The 17,808-nt window shown below is 67.3% G+C and carries 13 protein-coding genes; 6 read left to right on the top strand and 7 right to left on the bottom strand.

What is annotated here, in order from left to right:
- Positions 1 to 80: 80 nt before the first annotated feature.
- Positions 81 to 2,150 carry a glycoside hydrolase family 36 protein gene (locus ABD231_RS37170; protein ID WP_344163372.1) on the bottom strand — a complete coding sequence of 690 codons (2,070 nt, stop codon included), beginning with the start codon at positions 2,148 to 2,150 and terminating at the stop codon, positions 81 to 83.
- 144 nt (positions 2,151 to 2,294) lie between these two features.
- Here ABD231_RS37170 and ABD231_RS37165 point away from each other — a divergent pair, with 144 nt between their 5' ends.
- The 5 genes from ABD231_RS37165 to ABD231_RS37145 are packed head-to-tail and all read left to right on the top strand — an operon-like array spanning position 2,295 to position 9,017.
- Positions 2,295 to 3,599, top strand: a complete 1,305-nt coding sequence (locus tag ABD231_RS37165; RefSeq protein ID WP_344163369.1) for an ABC transporter substrate-binding protein — start codon at positions 2,295 to 2,297, stop codon at positions 3,597 to 3,599.
- A gap of 6 nt (positions 3,600 to 3,605) precedes the next feature.
- Positions 3,606 to 4,502, top strand: coding sequence for a carbohydrate ABC transporter permease (locus tag ABD231_RS37160; RefSeq protein WP_344163366.1), 897 nt, complete (start codon positions 3,606 to 3,608; stop codon positions 4,500 to 4,502).
- Positions 4,503 to 5,354, top strand: a complete 852-nt coding sequence (locus ABD231_RS37155; RefSeq protein ID WP_344163363.1) for a carbohydrate ABC transporter permease — start codon at positions 4,503 to 4,505, stop codon at positions 5,352 to 5,354. It begins immediately after the preceding gene.
- Entirely contained in the window at positions 5,351 to 7,768 is a 2,418-nt protein-coding gene (locus ABD231_RS37150) for a beta-galactosidase (protein WP_344163360.1), read from the top strand. The genes ABD231_RS37155 and ABD231_RS37150 overlap by 4 nt, the downstream gene beginning before the upstream one ends.
- Positions 7,769 to 7,778: 10 nt before the next feature.
- A complete protein-coding gene (locus ABD231_RS37145) occupies positions 7,779 to 9,017 on the top strand; it encodes an ROK family transcriptional regulator (protein ID WP_344163357.1) in 1,239 nt (412 codons plus the stop codon).
- On the opposite strand, the gene ABD231_RS37140 is transcribed toward ABD231_RS37145, so the two are convergent.
- Genes ABD231_RS37140 through ABD231_RS37115 form a run of 6 tightly spaced genes read right to left on the bottom strand, consistent with a single transcriptional unit; the run spans position 8,992 to position 15,557 of the window.
- A complete protein-coding gene (locus ABD231_RS37140) occupies positions 8,992 to 10,926 on the bottom strand; it encodes a glycoside hydrolase family 43 protein (RefSeq protein ID WP_344163354.1) in 1,935 nt (644 codons plus the stop codon). The two genes, ABD231_RS37145 and ABD231_RS37140, sit on opposite strands and share 26 nt — an antisense overlap.
- Complete coding sequence (locus ABD231_RS37135) at positions 10,923 to 11,567, bottom strand: hypothetical protein (RefSeq protein ID WP_344163351.1); 645 nt, start codon at positions 11,565 to 11,567, stop codon at positions 10,923 to 10,925. Before ABD231_RS37135 ends, ABD231_RS37140 begins: the two co-directional genes overlap by 4 nt.
- The gene (locus ABD231_RS37130) at positions 11,567 to 12,385 is read right to left on the bottom strand and encodes a carbohydrate ABC transporter permease (RefSeq protein WP_344163348.1); all 819 of its coding nucleotides are present in this window, start codon (positions 12,383 to 12,385) and stop codon (positions 11,567 to 11,569) included. The genes ABD231_RS37135 and ABD231_RS37130 overlap by 1 nt, the downstream gene beginning before the upstream one ends.
- The gene (locus ABD231_RS37125; protein WP_344163344.1) at positions 12,382 to 13,254 is read right to left on the bottom strand and encodes a carbohydrate ABC transporter permease; all 873 of its coding nucleotides are present in this window, start codon (positions 13,252 to 13,254) and stop codon (positions 12,382 to 12,384) included. Before ABD231_RS37125 ends, ABD231_RS37130 begins: the two co-directional genes overlap by 4 nt.
- Positions 13,255 to 13,257: 3 nt before the next feature.
- On the bottom strand, positions 13,258 to 14,526 hold the full coding sequence (locus ABD231_RS37120; protein WP_344163340.1) for an ABC transporter substrate-binding protein: 1,269 nt from the start codon (positions 14,524 to 14,526) through the stop codon (positions 13,258 to 13,260).
- 11 nt (positions 14,527 to 14,537) lie between these two features.
- Positions 14,538 to 15,557: a hydroxyacid dehydrogenase gene (locus tag ABD231_RS37115; RefSeq protein ID WP_344163337.1), complete on the bottom strand. Its 1,020-nt coding sequence runs from the start codon at positions 15,555 to 15,557 to the stop codon at positions 14,538 to 14,540.
- Positions 15,558 to 15,648: 91 nt separating this feature from the next.
- Here ABD231_RS37115 and ABD231_RS37110 point away from each other — a divergent pair, with 91 nt between their 5' ends.
- Positions 15,649 to 16,737 (top strand): substrate-binding domain-containing protein, encoded by a 1,089-nt coding sequence (locus tag ABD231_RS37110; RefSeq protein WP_344163334.1) that lies wholly within the window; start codon positions 15,649 to 15,651, stop codon positions 16,735 to 16,737.
- The last annotated feature ends 1,071 nt before the right edge of the window (positions 16,738 to 17,808 follow it).

The following is a 17,808-nucleotide window of genomic DNA, read 5'->3' as shown; positions in this document are numbered from 1 at the left end:
CCCTTCCGGGGACACGCAGGCGGACTGTTAGCGCTCACATGTTGGCGCTCACAGTGGTATTGGTCAAGTCCTCGACAGGGTCAGTGCTGCAGACGGATGAGGCGTGCCGCCGGACCGGCAGGCAGGCCGACACCGAGCCGATCGCCCGTCAGATCGAGGGTGGTCGGCAGATCAGCCGGGAACAGCACCTCGGCGGTTCGCCAAGCCCCAGGCAGCGGTACGTCGACAGTCGTGGCACCCTCGCCCCGATGCCAAACCGCCAGCAGCGCGGTGCCGTCGGCAACGAGCGCCAGCGCGATCTGGTCGTCGTACCAGCCGGGAAGACCGAGTGGCCAGAACGGCTCGGCCTGCGCGATCAGAGAGCGATACTCCTTGTACGTCGAGACTGCCGCAGCGACCCGAATCCGTTGCTCTGCGTCCATTTCGTCGGGTCGACCGGACAGATGGATCCGGCCCAGCAGTGCGTTCACCAACGCGAACGACGCTTCTTCCGGCGTGTGCACCGGCCGCGGATACGCCCACACCGCACCTTGCTCGGGGGTGACGGCACTCGGCGCGGCAGCGGCGATCGGCGCATACGCGAGCAGTTCGACCTGGTCGCTGGTCGAGTGCAGTGTCATCCGTTCGAGCATCGCGTAATCGAGTCGCATGCCTCCGGATGCGCAGCTCTCCAGAACGAGCCCGGGATGCCGATCCAGCAGGTCGTCGAGCCAGGACAGGTATGCACGATTGTGACCTAGCAACCCAGCCCCGGGAGCCTCACCGAGAGCATCGGTGCCGGGCAGGTTGATGTTGTAGTCGAACTTGAAGTAACCGATCCCGTACTGCGCGATCAGACCGTCGACCACTGCATCCATCCGCTTGCGGACAGCCGCCGACCGGAAGTCGAGGTGGTAGCGGCCGGTCTCCGCGATCCGGCGGCCGTCGCGCCAGAAGAACGCGTCGGGCGGGAGTTGCTCGGCGATCTCACTCCGCACACCGACCACCTCGGGCTCCAGCCACAACCCCGGCACCAGGCCGGCGTCCTGGATCTCCTTGATCGTCACACCGAGACCATCGGGGAAGCGGACCTTCGACGGTTCCCACGCCCCGACCGTGTCCCACCAGCCCGAGTCGTCGGAGTACCAGCCGGCGTCGATCACGAAGTACTCCGCACCGGCCTCAGCCGCGGCCGCGATCAGCGGACTGAGCTTGTCGGCGGTCGGGTCGCCCCACAGACAGTTCATGTAATCGTTGAAGATCACCGGCAGCTTGCTGTGGTCCGCCTGCGGTCGCCGCATCGCCCGCCGGTACGACGTGAGTGCGCGCAACCCGTCGTCGAGGCCACCGCGGGTTACCGCGACGGCGACCGGGACCGTGGTGAACGACTCCCCCGGCGCCAGGCGTTGGCGCCATTGGTGCTCGCCGTCGGTAGGACCGGACACCTGCAGATACAGATCCTCCTTCAGCCCACCGAGCTCCCAGAGCCACGCACCCTGATGTTCGATCTGCCAGGTCCAGGTCAGCTCATCGGTCTCAATGGCACCCATTGGCAACAGCTCGGCGCTCGACCAACTGCCGAGGCTGGTGGCGGCGAACCGGTCCTTCGGGTCACCCGACCCCAGGATGCTCACCAGGCCGGCCTGCTCGGGGCTCAGCACCTGCCAGCGCAACTCCGCGCACCACGAGTTCCGCGCTTGATGGATCCGGGTGCCCGCTCGCAACCCGCCTCCGAATCCCGCCAGCGCGAGTGACGAGAGGTAGGCCAGGGTGAGTTCGCCGATGCCTCGGTTGATCACCTCGGTCGTTGCGCGCAGCACCGACGTACCGGCCCAGCTCTCGATCCGGCTCACCACCTCGAGGTCGCTGGATGCCTGCCGGACCACCAGGACTTCGTTGCCCGCAGCATTCTTCTCCTCGGCGACGTCGACCAGCCGGAGGCCGTCGGCCGCCGCGTAAGTGCGGTGCCGGGTGCCGGGCGGCTGATGAATCCGGCCGTGACCTGTCAGGTTCAGTTCGACCAGGTTGACCGCGAGGTCTTCGCTCGGCGGCTGCACCTCGGCCGGTCGTAACGAGCTGATCCGGACCGGCGCGGTGTCGTCGGCCAGGAGGAGGAGCTCGACCGCCCCGCTCGTCCACCGCACTCTGCCCGCTGCTGACTCGATCGGCATGAAAACTCCTTGGGGTAGTGAGTTGTTCACGCTAACAGGCATTCGGTCACGATTCAGCCGGATCTCGAACGAGGTCTTGGCAAGGGTTTTTCTGACGGTTAGTTTAACCCCCACCTCAACCCCTGATCAGAAGGAGGCACGGCGATGACATCGACGTCGAACGGGGGTCTCTCGCGACGGGGTTTCCTCGGGCTGGGACTCTCCGCGGGCATGATCACGCTGACCGCCTGTGGTGCGGACAGCGACAAGCCGTCCGGTGGTGGTGACGCGGCCGCCGAACTCGTGATGACGGTCTGGGGCGGCGAGAACGACAAGGCGACGTACCAGAAGCGGATCGATCTGCTGGTCGCGAAGTACCCGGAGCTGAAGGTGAAGCTGCAGCTGATCCCGAGCGACGGCTACGCGCAGAAGGTGCAGACGATGATCGCGGGCGGCAAGGGCCCGGACATCATGCAGGTGGCCGAGAACGTCAACGTCTACTCCAGCAAGAACCAGCTGCTGCCGCTCGACGACCTGGCGAAGAAGGCGAACCTCGATCTCACCCAGCGGTTCGGTGCGATCGGCAAGATCTACAGCTACCAGGACAAGGTCTACGCGATCCCGGACCGCTCCGGCGCGATGATCGTGTACTACAACAAGAAGCTGTTCGAAGCGAAGGGCATCAAGGCCCCGACCGCCGACTGGACCTGGGACGACGCACTCAGCGCGTTCAAGGAACTCACTGTGCCTGGTAAGCAGTGGGGCTACTCCGGTGCCGGCTGGTGGGCGCAGTGGTGGAGCTTCGTCTATCAGAACGGCGGCAAGATCATCGACGACGCGGGTAAGCCCGCGGTCGCCACCGACGAGGTGATCGAGGCGCTGCAGTGGGCCGGTGACCTGGTCACGAAGCACGGCGTCGTACCGAACCAGAAGCAGTACGCCGACATGGGCGCCGACGTCGGTGGCGATGCGGCGTTCGCCAGCGGCAAGGTCGCCGTCAACACGACCGGTTTCTGGGCGATCAACGGTCTGTCCAAGGCCACGATCGACTGGGACATCGCACCGCTGTGGCGGGGTAAGCAGCAGGCGGTGACGGCGTTCGGTAGTGGCCTGGCCATCTCCCGGACCGTCAAGAACCCCGATGCCGCGTTCAAGGCGATCGAGTTCCTCACCTCGCCGCCAGCTCAGCAGCAGATCATCGCCACCGGTGAGGACGTGCCGGCTGCCGTCGAGGTGCAGAAGAGTGACGCGTTCCTGAAGCCGTCCTGGATGACCAAGCCGGTGAACATGAAGGTGTTCGGCGAGTCGAGTGACTTCATCTACCGGGCGCCGTTCATCCCGGCCTGGAACGAGATGCAGAAGGCCTTCGACGACGGGCTGGCCGACTTCTGGCTGGGCAAGACCGACGCCCGGAGCGCGCTGACCGCCGTACAGGCGAAGCTCGAGTCGGTCGTCAAGCCGGCGGGGTAGGCACCCGTGCCGAAACAGTCGAAGCTGCGCCGCCGGGAGGCGCTCTGGTTCTACCTGTTCGCCTCGCCCTGGATCATCGGGTTCGTGGTGTTCCTGCTCGGCCCGATGGTTGCCTCGATCTACTTCTCGCTGACCGACTGGGACTCCTTCACACCCCCGAAGTGGGTGGGCCTGGACAACTACCGGCGCCTGCTCACCGACGATCCGGTGTTCTGGAAGGCGTTGTGGAACACGTTCTACTACGCCGCGATCTCGGTCCCGCTCGGTCTCGTGCTCGGCCTGTGGCTGGCGAACCTGCTGAACAAGCAGGTCCGGATGCGCAAGCTGCTCCGGACGCTGATCTACCTGCCGACACTGGTCCCGCTGGTCGCGACCGCGATGATCTTCAAGATGGTGCTCGCGCCGTCCGGTCCGCTGAACGACCTGCTCGGCGTGGTCGGTATCCCCGGCCCGTCGTGGTTGCTGGAAGCGGTCTGGGTGAAACCAGCGCTGATCCTGCTGTCAGTGTGGGGTGCGGGCGGCGCGACCGTGTTGTTGCTGGCGGCAATGAAGGGTATCCCGCGGGAGTTGTACGAGGCGGCCGAGGTGGACGGGGCGAGCTCGATCCGGCAGTTCTGGAGTATCACGGTGCCGCAGCTGACGCCGATCATCTTCTTCAACCTGATCATGGGGCTGATCGGCGCGTTCCAGGTGTTCTCCCAGGTCTACATCCTGACCAAGGGCGGGCCGAACAACGCCAGCCAGACGATGGTTCCGCTGCTGTTCGACCAGGCGTTCTCCTTCTACCACTTGGGCTATGCGTCCGCGCTGTCGTGGTTGCTCTTCGCCGTGATCATGGTCTTCACCCTGGTCGCGTTCCGGAGCGCACGGCGCTGGGTGTTCTACGAGACGGAGGTCCGGTAGATGTCGGTCCGTGCATTCCGCGCGACGCCTTTCAGCTACGCCACGCTGATCGTGGTGTCCGCCGTACTGTCGGTGCCACTGGTCTTCGTGGTCTCGATCGCGCTGGCCAGCGACCAGACGGTCAACGCCAACGGGTTCACGATCATCCCGCGCGAGTTCCACTGGGAGAACTTCACCCGCGTCTTCGGGACCGAGTTGCCGATGCAGCGCTTCCTGCTGAACTCGGTGATCATCTCGGTCGGTGCGGTGGCCGGGCAGGTGCTGTCCAGCGGCCTGGTCGGCTATGCGTTCGCGCGGTTGCGGGCGCCGGGCAAGAACGCGCTGTTCCTGATCGTCATCGCGACGATGATGATCCCGGGGCAGATCACGATGATCCCGCAGTTCATCCTGTTCAAGGAGCTCGGCTGGGTGAACACGTTCCTGCCGCTGATCGTGCCGAACTTCTTCTCCAACGCCTTCAACGTCTTCCTGGTCCGGCAGTTCGTGTCCCGGCTGCCGAGCGAGATCGACGAGGCGGCGATGGTGGACGGTCTCGGGTTCTTCGGGATCTACCGCCGGATCATGTTGCCGATGCTCGCCCCGGTGCTGATCGCGATCGGCATCTTCACCCTGACCGCTACCTGGGGTGACTTCATGGGACCGTTGATCTACCTCAACGACGAGTCCAAGATGCCGCTTGCACTTGGCGTGCAGTACATCACCAGTACGTCGCAAGCCCTGCAGGCCCCGCCCTGGAACCTGGTGATGGTCGGGTCGATCCTGCTCACGCTGCCGATGATCCTGGTCTACTACCTCGGCCAGAAGTACCTGTACGAGATGGACATCAGCGGCGGCAGCGCGGGGGTCAAGTGAGCGGGGTCCAGTTGTGTGCGTCGCTGTTCTACTTCCGGCTCCCGCGGGAGCAGTGGCGCGCCCGGCTCGACCAGGTCCGCGAGTCCGGCTACACCTGCGTGGACGTCTACCTGCCGTGGAACTTCCACGAGCTCGCTCCCGGGCGTTGGGACTTCGAGGGGCGTCGCGATGTCGCGGCGTTCCTGGACCTGGCGGCCGCAGCCGGATTGTCGGTGATCGCGCGGCCCGGTCCTTACATCTGTTCCGAGTGGGACGGCGGTGCGCTGCCGGCTTGGCTGGGGCTCGACCCTGAGCTCCAGGTTCGGCAGAACGAGCCGCGGTTCCTCGCGCAGGTCGCGGCCTGGTTCGATCAGGTCATGCCGATCCTGGCCGAGCGGCAGGACTCGCCGGTCATCATGGTTCAGCTGGAGAACGAGCTCGACTTCTTCGACTGCACCGACCGCCCGGGCTACCTGACCGCCTTGCGGGACCTGGCGATCGGGCACGGGATCACGGTCCCGTTGATCGCTTGCGCGGGACAGGGTGACTTGTTCGGCGCCACCGGTGACATGGCGGGCGTCGTACCGGCTTGCAACTTCTATCCCGACGACGACTCCCCGCACATCGAGGCCGAGGTACGGCGCTATCACGATCTGCTGGCCGAGCGCGACCTCCCGCTGCTGGTGACCGAGACGAACCGTCGGCACCGGACATTGCGGCGGTTGCTGGTCTCCGGTGCCACGCTGATCGCGCCGTACCTGCAGTCGTCCGGCTGGAACTTCGGCTACACGCCGTCGACGGGGAACTGGGGTGACCCGGGCAACTTCATGAGTCACTGGTACGACTTCGGCGGGTATGTGTCGCCGACTGGTCAGGAACGGCCCGAGTACGCCGAAGCGCAGGTTCTGGCGCGGGTGATCGACGTACTGGGTCCGCGACCGGCCGTGGCCACGCCGGCTGTTGAGGTGCTGACCGACTTCCCGACCAGCTCGGTGTTCGGTGCGCTGGAACTGAGCGGTGGCGGGCAGGTGATCGCCGTACCGAATCTCGGCCTGGTCGATGGGCACGCGACGATCGCCGGTGTGCGGGTGGAGGTCGCGGCCGGTGCTTGTCCGCTGATGCCGGTCGGGCTGCCGGTGGGCTCGCACACGCTCACTGTTGCTTCGGCGGATCTGGTTGGTGTCACGGACGGCGAGCTGGTGTTCTCGTCCGCCGTACCGGTGACCGTCGTCATCGACGACACCACGGTCGTGGTGCCGGTCGGCTCGACAGCGACCGTTGCGGACCTTTCGCTTGTCGTGCTTCCCCCGGCTGCAGTCCAGCAGGTCGATGAGGTGGGCGCGGCGACAACCGTGACCTCGGTACGACGTCGGTCGGGCGAGGCGCCGGTTGCCGTGTCCGGTGACTACGAAATGCCGCCGACGCTCGAATCGCTCGGTGTCTATCGCGGGCGCGGCACGTACAGCGCGACGACGGATCTCACCGGTGTCGACCAGCTGCTCGTGGCCGGAGCCGCCGACATCGTCGACCTCACGATCGGCGGTGTGGTCCGGCCGTCGTTCGTGACGTTCGGTGCGCCGCGGCGGATCGACGTCCGCGAGCTGACCGGGCCGGTCCCGATCGAGGCGACCGTCGAGATCTGGGGGCACGCGAATTTCGACGACACCCGGCTGCCTGCGTTGCGGCTCGGTGCTCTGCGCGGTCTCGGCTCGGTTTGGAAGGTCACGGTGGTTCGGGACGTGACGGCGTTGTGGACGGTGAGCGGTCACTGGGCTGGGCAGCCGGCGCCGGTTCGGCCGCTCGGCGGGTGGAGCAGTACGCGAGGTGGCGAGCGAGTCACGTACACCCGGCTGGTCCACTCCCCCACGCCTGCGGCGCTGCTGCTGCGTGGCCTCGACGAGCCTGTGTTCGTCCGGATCGACAGCGCGGACCCGGTCACTGTCTTTGCAGAGAACCCGTGGGTCCTCCTGCCGGCCGGGTCGTCGCAGGTCGCCGTGACGCTGCCGCACGACGCGAGCCGTCCTGGTCTCGGCGCCGACCTCCTGACGCTGACTCCGGTGACCGGGTGGTCCTGCACTGCCCAGGACGACGAGCTGCTGACCGCCTTCGCGGTCTCCTCCAGCCCGGGCCTCGCTGTGGAGCTGCCGCTCGAACTCGCAGCCGGCGAGGAGGCTTGGCTCGACGTGGACCTGCCTGCGTCGGACGCCGGCTACGTGCTGAGGTTCGAGGGCAGCCAACTGCGAGTGACCGGTTGGTCCGGCGGTGAGTGCATCGGCCGGGTCTGGCTGGGTGACCGGCCCGCGTTCTCGGGCGGGGACCCCGACCGGCTCTGGATCCCGCCTGGTTGGGCGGGTCTCACCTTGCTGCTCCGCGGTGTTGACTGCGCTGGAGCAGCTGAACTGCGTACGCTACGGCTGGAGCAACCGACGGATTAAGGGGGATTTGGTGCCACGACAGACCTCCCATGACCTGCGCAACGAGAACCGGTTCGAGGTTCTCCATGCGTTGTTCACGCTCGGCCCGTCGACGCGCCAGGAGCTCACCCGGCACACCGGGCTGAGCACGGCCACGGTGGCGACGCTGGTCAACGAGTTCCTGGCGGCCGGCGTACTGCGGATCGCGACCGTGGAACGCCGTACCGTCGGACGCCCGTACGAGCGTCTCAGCATCGACCCGGATCGCGGGCGGATCGTCGGTGTCGATGTCGCCGAGACCTACGTCGACGCGACTGTGTTCGACCTGGGACTCGGCCCGCTCGGGCACAGCGCGATCGCCCTCGACGAGCACAAGAACGACCCGGCGTACGTCGTGGACGGCATCGTCACCGCCACGGAGAACGCACTGGCGACCGTCGATTCCGGCCGGACGGAGCTGATCGGCGTCGGCGTCAGCATGCCGGGCCAGGTGCAGCCGGATGCCGGAGTCTCGGTGTTCGCGCCGAACTGGCAGTGGCACGACGTCCGGATCGAGGAGCTGCTGGAGAACCGGCTAGGCATCTCCGTGTACGTCGACAATCCGCTGAAGGCGATCACGCTGGCGGAGATGTGGTTCGGCGTCGGCCGCGTCACTGACACGATGGCCGTGGTCAACCTCGGTACCGGCGTCGGCGCCGGACTCGCGATCGAGGGCACGCTCATTCGCGGCGCCACCAACAACGCCGGCGAGTGGGGCCACACCCTCCTGCAACTGGACGGCCGCCCGTGCCGCTGCGGACGACGCGGCTGCGTCGAGGCCTACCTCGGCGTCCACGGCCTCGAGATGACCCTGGCCGAGATCGCCCCCAACCACTCCGCGCTGAAGCAGCCGCTGCAACGCGGTTTCGTCGACGCAGTCGCCCAGGGGCTGGCCGCCGACGACCCCGAGCTGACCGAACTGGCCCGCCGTACCGCGCACTATCTGGCCGCCGCCCTCGCCGACCTGGTCAACCTCCTCAACATCCCGCACCTGACCCTCACCGGCTGGACCTCATCCGCCATCGGCCAGTGGCTCATCCCAGCAGTCCGCGACGAGCTCCCCACGCACGTGTTGCCCGGGTCGATGGCCGGCCTCGTCGTCGAGGCCTCCGCCGTCCCGGGCAACCCGGTCGCACTCGGCATGGCTGCGTTCACGCTCGAGCAGTACCTCGGCCGGCTTGGCGTACCGAGCCCGGCCAGCGCGCCTACCCCGCGGCGCCGCTTGCGCTGACCATCAGCCAGCTGACCTGGATGTCGGGTGAGCGGGTTGGGGCGATCGTGACGGTGATCTTGCCGTCGGCGCCTACTGCGACGCCGTCGTAGGCGGCGGCTTCGTTGGTGGCGGTGAAGAGGCGTTGCTGGTCGACGACGGTGCCGTTGATCGTGACCTGGGCGGCGCGGTTGGCCCAGGGCCAGGGGTCGAAGTAGCCGGCGTGGACGGTGTAGGTGCCGGGGGTGAGACCGCCGAAGGTGTAGACGAGGGGCTCGTGGTTCTTGGCGTAGCGCAGGGTGCTGTAGAGGTCGCCGTTCGCCGGGCCGGCCGGTGCGCTGTCGCCGGTGTAGCCCCAGGTCTGGCCGGTGACCGGGTCGGTGCCGAGGGGTTGTTCGGGGCTCGAGTTCAGCAGCGAGCCGGCCCGCGTGAGCACCTGCCAGTCCGTGGTGGCGATGCCACCGGCGTTGACGGCGTACCGCAGGCCTTGCGGTACGACGACGATCGAGCGGGTGAAGGTGCGGCCGTCCGCGAGGGTGCCGCGCAGGCTGGCCGTCCCCGGTTTGGCCACGCTGGTGGCGTCCCAGGTCACGCCGACGGATGTGACCCGCGAGCCCGTGCGGACCTGGACCTTGGTGGGCAGCTTGCTTGTGTCGCCGAGTTGGACGCTTTCCGGTAGCGGCGTCTCGACGGTCCAGCGGCGGTAGGGCTGCAGGTCGTCCAGCTTCCACTCCTGGTCCGGGCCGATCGACAGGCTGCCGCCTTCGCCGAAGGACATCGGCATCCAGACGTACGGCGCGTTCGCGAGATCGTTCGGGGTCCAGCGGTCACCCATGAAGACGAACTTGTTGCGTTTGGCATCGATCGGGATCACGTTGGTGCTCTGCGACCGGTAGGTGTTCGCGGCACCTGGTCCGGTGATCGGATTGCCCTGGTCGGCGTACTGGCCGAGGATCGTGCTGGAGGTCGCGTAGCGCGCCGGGTTCGGGTCCCAGCCCGTGGCCCCGGACGTCACCAGGTAGTACCGGCCCTCGGACTTGAACATCGCGGGCGCCTCGCGCTGGTTGCAGGCCAGCGTGCGGACGAAGTCCTTGCCCTGTACGGCGTTCTCGGGCCGCGCGGACAGGTAGGTGTAGTCACGGTTGAGCTTCGAGATGTACATCGTCCGGTTCTCTTCGGACGAGTAGATGATGTAGGCCTTGCCGTCGTCATCCACGAACAGGCTCATGTCCCGCGCCATCCCACCGGCCGGGTCGAACGCGGACGACGTACCGCACCACGGCACCGAATCACTCGGCACGCGGTTCAGCCGGTACGAATCGATCCAGCGGAACGGGCCCTTCGGCGAATCGGCGATCGCGACTCCGGCCTCGGCTCGCGCGTACGTCGACGTACTGGTCGGTGAGGACGGTCCGTCGGAGTGCACCCACATGATCCATTTGCGGGTGGCCTGGTTGTAGATCACCTTCGGCCGCTCGAGGATCGACGGCCGGGCCCAGCCGTCCGTGCGGACGCTGTTGGTCGACAGGTCCCGCCAGACGACGTCCTTCTGCGCGGGGCTGTACTTCTTGTACAGCTTGCTGAAGTACGCGTCGTTCTCGAACTGGTCCGGTGAGCTCATCGCCCGCAGCGCGAGCCCTTCGTCCTTCCAGTTATAGAGGTCGTACGACGAATAGAGATGCACGCCCGGGCTGTCGAAGTACCCCTTGCTGCGGTCCTCGCCGTACCAGTACCAGATCCGCCGGCCGCGGTGATCGGTCGACGGCACGACCTGTCCACCGTGCGCCTGGATCACTTGACCGTTCGTGTCTTTCCACTCGCTGCCGGGGCGGAACGAGTCGTACGCCGGTGCGGCCGGCGCAGCGACCGCGGTCGTGCTGAGCACGGCCAGGGCGGCGGCGAGCACAGCAAGTGGTCTGAACAGTTTCATCCGGTTCTCCTCACAATTCGAGCGAGCTGGGCTTGAGTGTTCGTGTGCACGACCCACAGGGCGCATCCCGGTAAGGTCGCCAGCCCCACCAGCGGCGCCTGACTGACAATCACCGCCACCGTGCCAAGGACGCCAAGTGACAACAGACTCAGCGCCCACCCCCGTACCCCGCTGTAGACCGCCAGCCGCACAGGCGTTCCAACCAGAGCGAGAGCGTTGAATGCGCCGACAGCAACCAGCAGCAGCAACACGGCGAGCAGCGGCACCGCGGCCGGGAGCGACTTCGCCAGCACCTTGATGTCCGTGACCAGTACGCCGATCAGGCCGCCCGCGACGACCGCGATCAGCAGCGAACGCCGAGCGCGCGACCGCATCAGGCGGAACAACCTCGTCAACGGCGGACGCGGGTCTTCGTCGGCGTAGTACGCGAAGGCAGCCGCGACCGCCGGTGCCAACGGTAAGGCCAGCACGCCGAAGAACACGGGATAGCGCCACGGCTCGGCGACCGCGCCGAGCGCCAGCATCAAAGGTGCACCGGCCAGCGCCAGCAGCAGGTTGACGGCGAGGACCCGGTGCGCGAACGACCACAGCGTCTCCCAGAGATCCGCCCGGACATTCACCCGCGCCAACGGCGACGTCATCACTTCAGCCCGCTCGTCGCGATACCGCGCACGAAGTACTTCTGGCCGAGCAGGAAGATCACCAGGATAGGCAGCACCGACAGCACCGAGCCGGTCATGATCATCGCGTACTCGGCGTCGTACAGGCCGACGAACGAGCGCAGGCCGAGCTGGATCGTCCACAACCTGTTGTCGGTCAGGTAGATGAACGGGCCCATGTAGTCGTTCCACGTGTTGACGAAGGTGAGCAGAGCCAGGCTCGCCAGTGCCGGCTTCGACAACGGCAGGATGATCCGGGCCCAGATGCCGTACTCGTTCAACCCGTCGAGTCGCGCGGCCTCGCTCAGCTCGTCGGGAATCGTCAGGTAGTACTGGCGCATCAGGAACACCCCGAAGGCGCTGAACGCCTGCAGCAGGATCAGCGACAGGTGCGTGTTCACCAGACCCGCCTTCTGCATGATCACGTACTGCGGCACCATGTACGCCTGCCACGGCACCGCGATCGTCGCGATGTAGGCCAGGAACAGCACGTCCCGGCCCGGGAACCGCACCTTGGCGAACCCGTACGCCGCGAAACTGCCGGTCAGCACCTGCAACGCGGTGATCGTGATGCTGAGGAAGACCGAGTTCCGCAGGTAGGTGAGCAGCGGGATCCGCTCCCAGATGGTCGCGAAGTTGCTCCAGTGGAACTCGGCCGGGATCCAGCGCACCGGCACCGAGAAGACCTCGGCGTCGAGCTTCAGCGACGACGACACCATCCAGGCGAACGGCACCAGCACCGCCACCGAGAGCGCGACCAGCAGCACGTAGGCGAGCCCCCGCCGTACCGATGCCGTCATGCCTCGCTCCTTCGTTGCAGGCGGAACTGGACGACGGTGATGGTCAGCACGATGACGAACAGCACCATCGACACCGCGGACGAGTAGCCGAACCGGCCTTGCACGATGCCCTCGCGGTAGATCACCTGGGACAGCACCAGCGTGGCCCGGCCCGGACCGCCCTCGGTCATCACCTGGATCAGGTCGAACACCTTGAAACTCGAGATCGTCAGCATGATCAGCACGAAGAACGTGGTCGGCCGCAGCCCCGGCACGGTGATGTACCGGAACCGTTGCCAGCCGGTCGCCCCGTCCACCTGGGCCGCCTCGTAGAGCTCGGCCGGAATCGTCTGCAACCCAGCCAGGTAGAGGATCAGGTAGTAGCCGAGGTCACGCCAGACACTCGCCACGATGACGGCCGGCATCGCCCACGTCGTCGAGGTGGTCCACCCCGGCGGCTGGTCGATGCCGATCGCCCGCAGGAACTGGTTCACCGGGCCCTGCTCCGGGCTGAGCAACATGTTCCAGACGACCGCCACCGCGACCAGCGAGGTGATGTAGGGGAAGAACAGTGCGGTCCGGAAGAACCGCACACCCTTCAGCTTCTGGTTCAGCAGTACGGCGAACCCCAGCGCGGCAGCCAGTGTCAGCGGCACGTGCCCCACCGCGTAGTACGCCGTATTGCCCAGGGCGGTCCAGAAGTTGTCGTTGTGGATCATCCGCTCGAAGTTGTCCAGCCCGACCCAGCGCGGTGTGCTGTACGAATCCCAGTCCAGGAAGGACAACGCGAGCGAGGCGATCACCGGAACCAGCGTGAGCGCGGCGAACCCGAGGAAGTTCGGCAGGATGAAACTCCAGCCGACCCAGGTCCGGCTGCGGGTGGTGGTCACAGCTCAGCCGACCTCGTTCTTGACCCGCTTGGACATCTCGGCCAGGCCGTCATCGAGCGACTTCTGCCCGGTCATGATCAGCTCGTGCTCCTCGGTCAGGATCTGGTCGACGTCGGAGGACTTGTCGCTGATCGGCATCTCCAGTACGACCTTGTCCGGCTTGAACGCCTTCTTGGCCACCGCATCGCTCGGCACGCCCGGCAGCGCGAAGTACGTGTCGAGGATCTGCTGGCTCTGCAGCGACGGCGTCACACCCGCCTTGGCCACTGCAGTCGCACCGGCCTCGCTCGACGCCCATTCGACGAACTTCTTCGCGGCCTCGGCGTGCTTGGACTTCTTGTTTACGGCAAACGCGGTCGGCGAACCGAAGCTGGTCACCTTCCCGTCGGCGGCGCGCTGCGGCAGCGGCGCCACGCCCCACTCGACCTTCGTCTTGCCCGCCTTCGCGTCGGCCAGCAGGGTCGCGGCGTACCAGGTGCCCATCGGCAGCAACGCGGCCTTGCCGGTGGAGAACATCGTGTTGTAGGAGACCTTCTGGCTGGACGCAGTTGCCCACGGCAACAGCGCGCCGTCCTGCTGCAACCCCAGCGTCATCGCGTACTGGTCCTTCATGAAGTTGTAGTCGCCACCTAGCAGGTTGCCGCCGGTCTGCGCCGCGGACGTCGCCTGCACGATCGAGCGCCAGGTGTGCTGGTAGGCGCCGTACACCTTGTTTGCTCCGTCGCCCTTGGTCAGACTCTTGGCCAAGGTGGCGTAGTCGGCCCAGCTCAGGTTCTGCAGCTTGGACTCGGGCACACCGGCCTGCTTCAGCAGGGTCTTGTTGTAGTAGAGCACCCAGAAGTCCTGCCGGTAGGGCAGCGCGAAGTACTTGCCGTCCAGGTCGTAGGCCTTCAGCCCCGAGTACTTCGCGGGGTCGAGCTTGCCCGCCTGATCGGTGAGCGGCAGCAGTTGTCCGCGCGTCCCGAACCGCGAGTAGTCGATGACGTTCTTCATCGTCAGTACGTCGGTGGTGTCACCACCGGCGAGCATCGTGGTGACCTTCTCGGCGTAGTCGTCGGCGAGGATGTCCACCGGCTCGACCTTGATCTCGGGGTTGGCCGCCTGGAAGCCGTCGATGATCGCCTTGAACTCCGGCGTGGTGGCGTAGTTCCAGAGCGCGACCTTGATGGTCTGCGGCCCGTCGGCGGCCGGCTCCGGTGAGCCGCCTCCGCAGGCCGTGAGCAGCGCCAGCGCTGCCGCGCCGGCCAGGGTGGTGACGAGGTGTCGCCTCACAACGATCTCCTTCAGGCAGTCAGTGGGAAAGCGTCGGCCGTGATCCGGCCGTGGACGGGTTCACCGGCCACCCAGCGGGTGAGCTCGGCGAGCATGTGATCGGTGAGGCGGTGAATCTCAGTGCCGAGCGAACCGGCAATGTGCGGGGTGACCATCACGTTCCGGACGGCGCGCAGCGGGGACTCGACCGGCAGCGGCTCGGGGTCGGTGACGTCGAGGATCGCGAACAGCCGGCCGGTGCGGCACTCGGCCGCCAGCGCCGCGGAGTCGACCAGGCTCCCCCGCGCTGTATTGACCACCGTCGCGTGATCCGGCAGCTGCGCGAGCTCGGCCGCGCCGATCATCTGCCGCGTGCTGGGGAGCTCCGGCGCGTGCAAGGTGAGTACGTCGACCTGGGACAGCAGCTCGCCGAGATCCACGAGACGTGCGCCGGCGGCCGCCACGGCGGCCGGGTCGGCATGCGGGTCGGCGACCAGGACGGTCGCGCCCTCCAGGGTCTGCAGCAGGTCCACGACCCGGCGGCCGATCCGCGAGAAGCCGACGACCCCGATCGTGCGCCGGAAGTTCGAGAGGTCCCCGAAGCCCTGCGGGCGGGACCAGCCCTGGTACGCCGTACTGGCATCGGCCGCGAGGAACGGCGCTTTCTTCCCGGCGAAGATGACGGCGGCCAACGTGTACTCGGCGACCGGGACGGCGTTCGCGTCGGCGGCGCTGGTGATGACGAGGTCGCGACTCCACAGGCTGTGGTCGGCGACCGATCGGATGCTCCCGGCCGCGTGGAAGACCGCTTGCAGCCGGGGTGCTGCGGCCAGCCGCTCGGCTGTCAGCCGCGGCGCGCCCCAGGAGGTGACGAGCAGCTCGGCGGTCGCCAGCCGTTCCCGCGCTTGCGGCGAGTCGAGTTCGTCGGTCCAGATCGGCGCCACCAAGGAGGTCAGCCGCTCGAGCCGGGTCTCGTCGAAATGCGCAGCGAACACCTCGCGATCCATGACGACCAGCGCCTCACGGCGGTAAGCGGTTACCGTTGCTGTCATGTGAACATGAGATGACCAGAGTGTTCAGCTCCTCTACGGCTCGTACAGGCTTGATCGGAAACATTCAGACTCGAACATCGGGGTGAGGCGGGTGTCAGAGGATCGGTTGTTCGGGGTCCAGCGCCACGAGCGGGTGATGGACGAACTACGCCGGCACGGCTCGGTCCGGGTCCGCGAGCTCGCGGAACTGCTCGGCGTCAGCGAACTGACCATCCGGCGCGACATCTCCGCGCTGGCCGCCCAGAACCTGCTGACCAAGGTGCACGGCGGCGCGACGCTCCCGACCGAGCTCGCACCGGTGGCACGGCGCCGTACCGCGGCCACGCCTCGGTTCACCATCGGCATGGTCGTGCCGTCACTCGACTACTACTGGCCGCCGATCGTCGGCGGAGCCCGCTCGGCGGCCGCCGCCCTGGGCGTCGCGATCCAGCTGCGCGGCTCGAGTTACGACTGGGCCGAGGATCGCCGGCAGATCATCCGGCTGATCGAGGCCCAACAGGTCCAAGGCCTGCTGCTCGCGCCGAATCTGGAGGGCGAGGACGTCGGCGAGATGATCGACTGGATCTCCAAGCTCCCGGTGCCGGTGATCCTCGTCGAGCGGCAACCACCGCGCTGGACACCGACCCAGCACCAGGTCGAATGGGTCCGCAGCGACCACGCGCTCGGCGTCGAGATCGCCGTACGGCACCTGTATGCCCAAGGCCACCGCAATCTCGCGCTGCTGCTGTCAAAGGGCAGTCCGACCTCCGCACACCTCGCCGCCGGGTGGGCCATGGTCTGCCAGGACCTCGGCATCTCGCCCGACCTGGTGATCCGCGAGTCGGTGAACATGGACCAGCCCCGCCACCGCGACATCGTCGCGCACGTCCTCGACCGCTGCCGTTCGGCCGGCATGACCGCCCTCGTCGTGCACTCCGACCCCGACGCGATGGCGGTCGCCCAGTACTGCGCCGAACAGGGCATCAGCATTCCTGGCGACCTCGCCCTGGTCTCCTACGACGACGAGATCGCCCACCTCGTCGAGCCAGCCCTGACCGCGATCCGCCCGCCGAAACCCGTCGTCGGCCGCACCGCCGTCGAGCAGATGGTCGCCCGTCTCACCGAAGGCCGCCGCCGCCCACCACAACGAGTCCTCATCGTTCCCGAACTCGTCATCCGGGACTCAACCCTCCCCCGCTAATCACCCGCGGCAACCCCCCACCTCGACGGGCAACCCCCCACCCGAGTGGGCGCCCCACGAGAGAGGGGGTTGCCCCCTGAGATTCTCGTGGGGCAACCCCCCAGCTCGAGGGGCAACCCATCTGGCCGCCGGTTCGGGGTCGCGTCAAGCACGGCCAGTACGGCGACCTCAGCGAGCCCTACCCCCACCCGGAACCAGCGAGCAGGCCCCCGCGTTCCCCTCACCCCTGGCCGGGGGCCGGATCCTCCCCAAACCGGTTCGGGGCGGATCCCGGACGCATTCGGGCGGTGAATCCTCCCCAGACCACCCCTGCGACCGGCCGCATCCTCCCCAAACCGGTTCAGGGAATCGTGATTGCGCCAGGCCCACGGTGCCACCACCCACCTCGCCTTGAGCCGGTACGACGTTGGGCACGGCTCAACCACGTACGCGGCCGAACAATGGCTGGCGGGTGCTCAGGGTGGGCTGACCGGTCGACCTTGAGCACGGTTCGACCGTTTCGGCGGGGCGCGCGTGGTTGACGGGTGCTCAAGGTGATCGCCGGCCTGCGATCCCGGGCCCCCAGGGGCTGCCCTGGGTGCGTTACCCGATGGATGTTCGTCACCGAGTCCCCAAAACCCCTCGGACAACGCAAATCTCGGGCGTCACGCACCCCGGCCACAGCCCGTCAGCCCCAGGCAACGTGGAACCGCGGTCGCCGGCCCCGCCATCCGGCTCAGCCATCTGCTCGGTTCGCTCTCTGGTTTCAGTCGGCCGCCTTTGGCGGTCGAGTAGGGGGTGCGGGCCGAAAGGTTCTCGGCCGGGGACGTGCGCTGTGGCTGATCACCGCTCCCGGCCGACCTGAAAGACAGCGTGGCGGGGCGCCGCGGTGGCTGGGCTGGATGGCGGGGTCCGGTGACCGCGGTTTCACGCTGCCCTTGGGTGACCGGGCTTCGGCTGGCGCGCGGAAAGAAGACTCGGGTTGCCGGGGCTCGGTTGCCGTCCGGGAAGACTCGTGGTGCCGGGCTTTGGCTGCCGTGCGGGATGGAGCCGGGTTGGCAGTGGTCCCGCCTCCGGCCCCGATGCATCTCG

This window comes from Kribbella yunnanensis (assembly GCF_039529655.1).
Classification (GTDB): domain Bacteria; phylum Actinomycetota; class Actinomycetes; order Propionibacteriales; family Kribbellaceae; genus Kribbella; species Kribbella yunnanensis.
This window is presented reverse-complemented; position numbering and strand designations above follow the sequence as displayed.

Coding starts and splice junctions, on each gene's coding strand:
- ABD231_RS37170 (WP_344163372.1), bottom strand. CDS start 2,150: ATGCCGATCGAGTCAGCAGCGGGCAGAGTGCGGTGGACGAGCGGGGCG.
- ABD231_RS37165 (WP_344163369.1), top strand. CDS start 2,295: ATGACATCGACGTCGAACGGGGGTCTCTCGCGACGGGGTTTCCTCGGG.
- ABD231_RS37155 (WP_344163363.1), top strand. CDS start 4,503: ATGTCGGTCCGTGCATTCCGCGCGACGCCTTTCAGCTACGCCACGCTG.
- ABD231_RS37140 (WP_344163354.1), bottom strand. CDS start 10,926: ATGAAACTGTTCAGACCACTTGCTGTGCTCGCCGCCGCCCTGGCCGTG.
- ABD231_RS37135 (WP_344163351.1), bottom strand. CDS start 11,567: ATGACGTCGCCGTTGGCGCGGGTGAATGTCCGGGCGGATCTCTGGGAG.
- ABD231_RS37130 (WP_344163348.1), bottom strand. CDS start 12,385: ATGACGGCATCGGTACGGCGGGGGCTCGCCTACGTGCTGCTGGTCGCG.
- ABD231_RS37115 (WP_344163337.1), bottom strand. CDS start 15,557: ATGACAGCAACGGTAACCGCTTACCGCCGTGAGGCGCTGGTCGTCATG.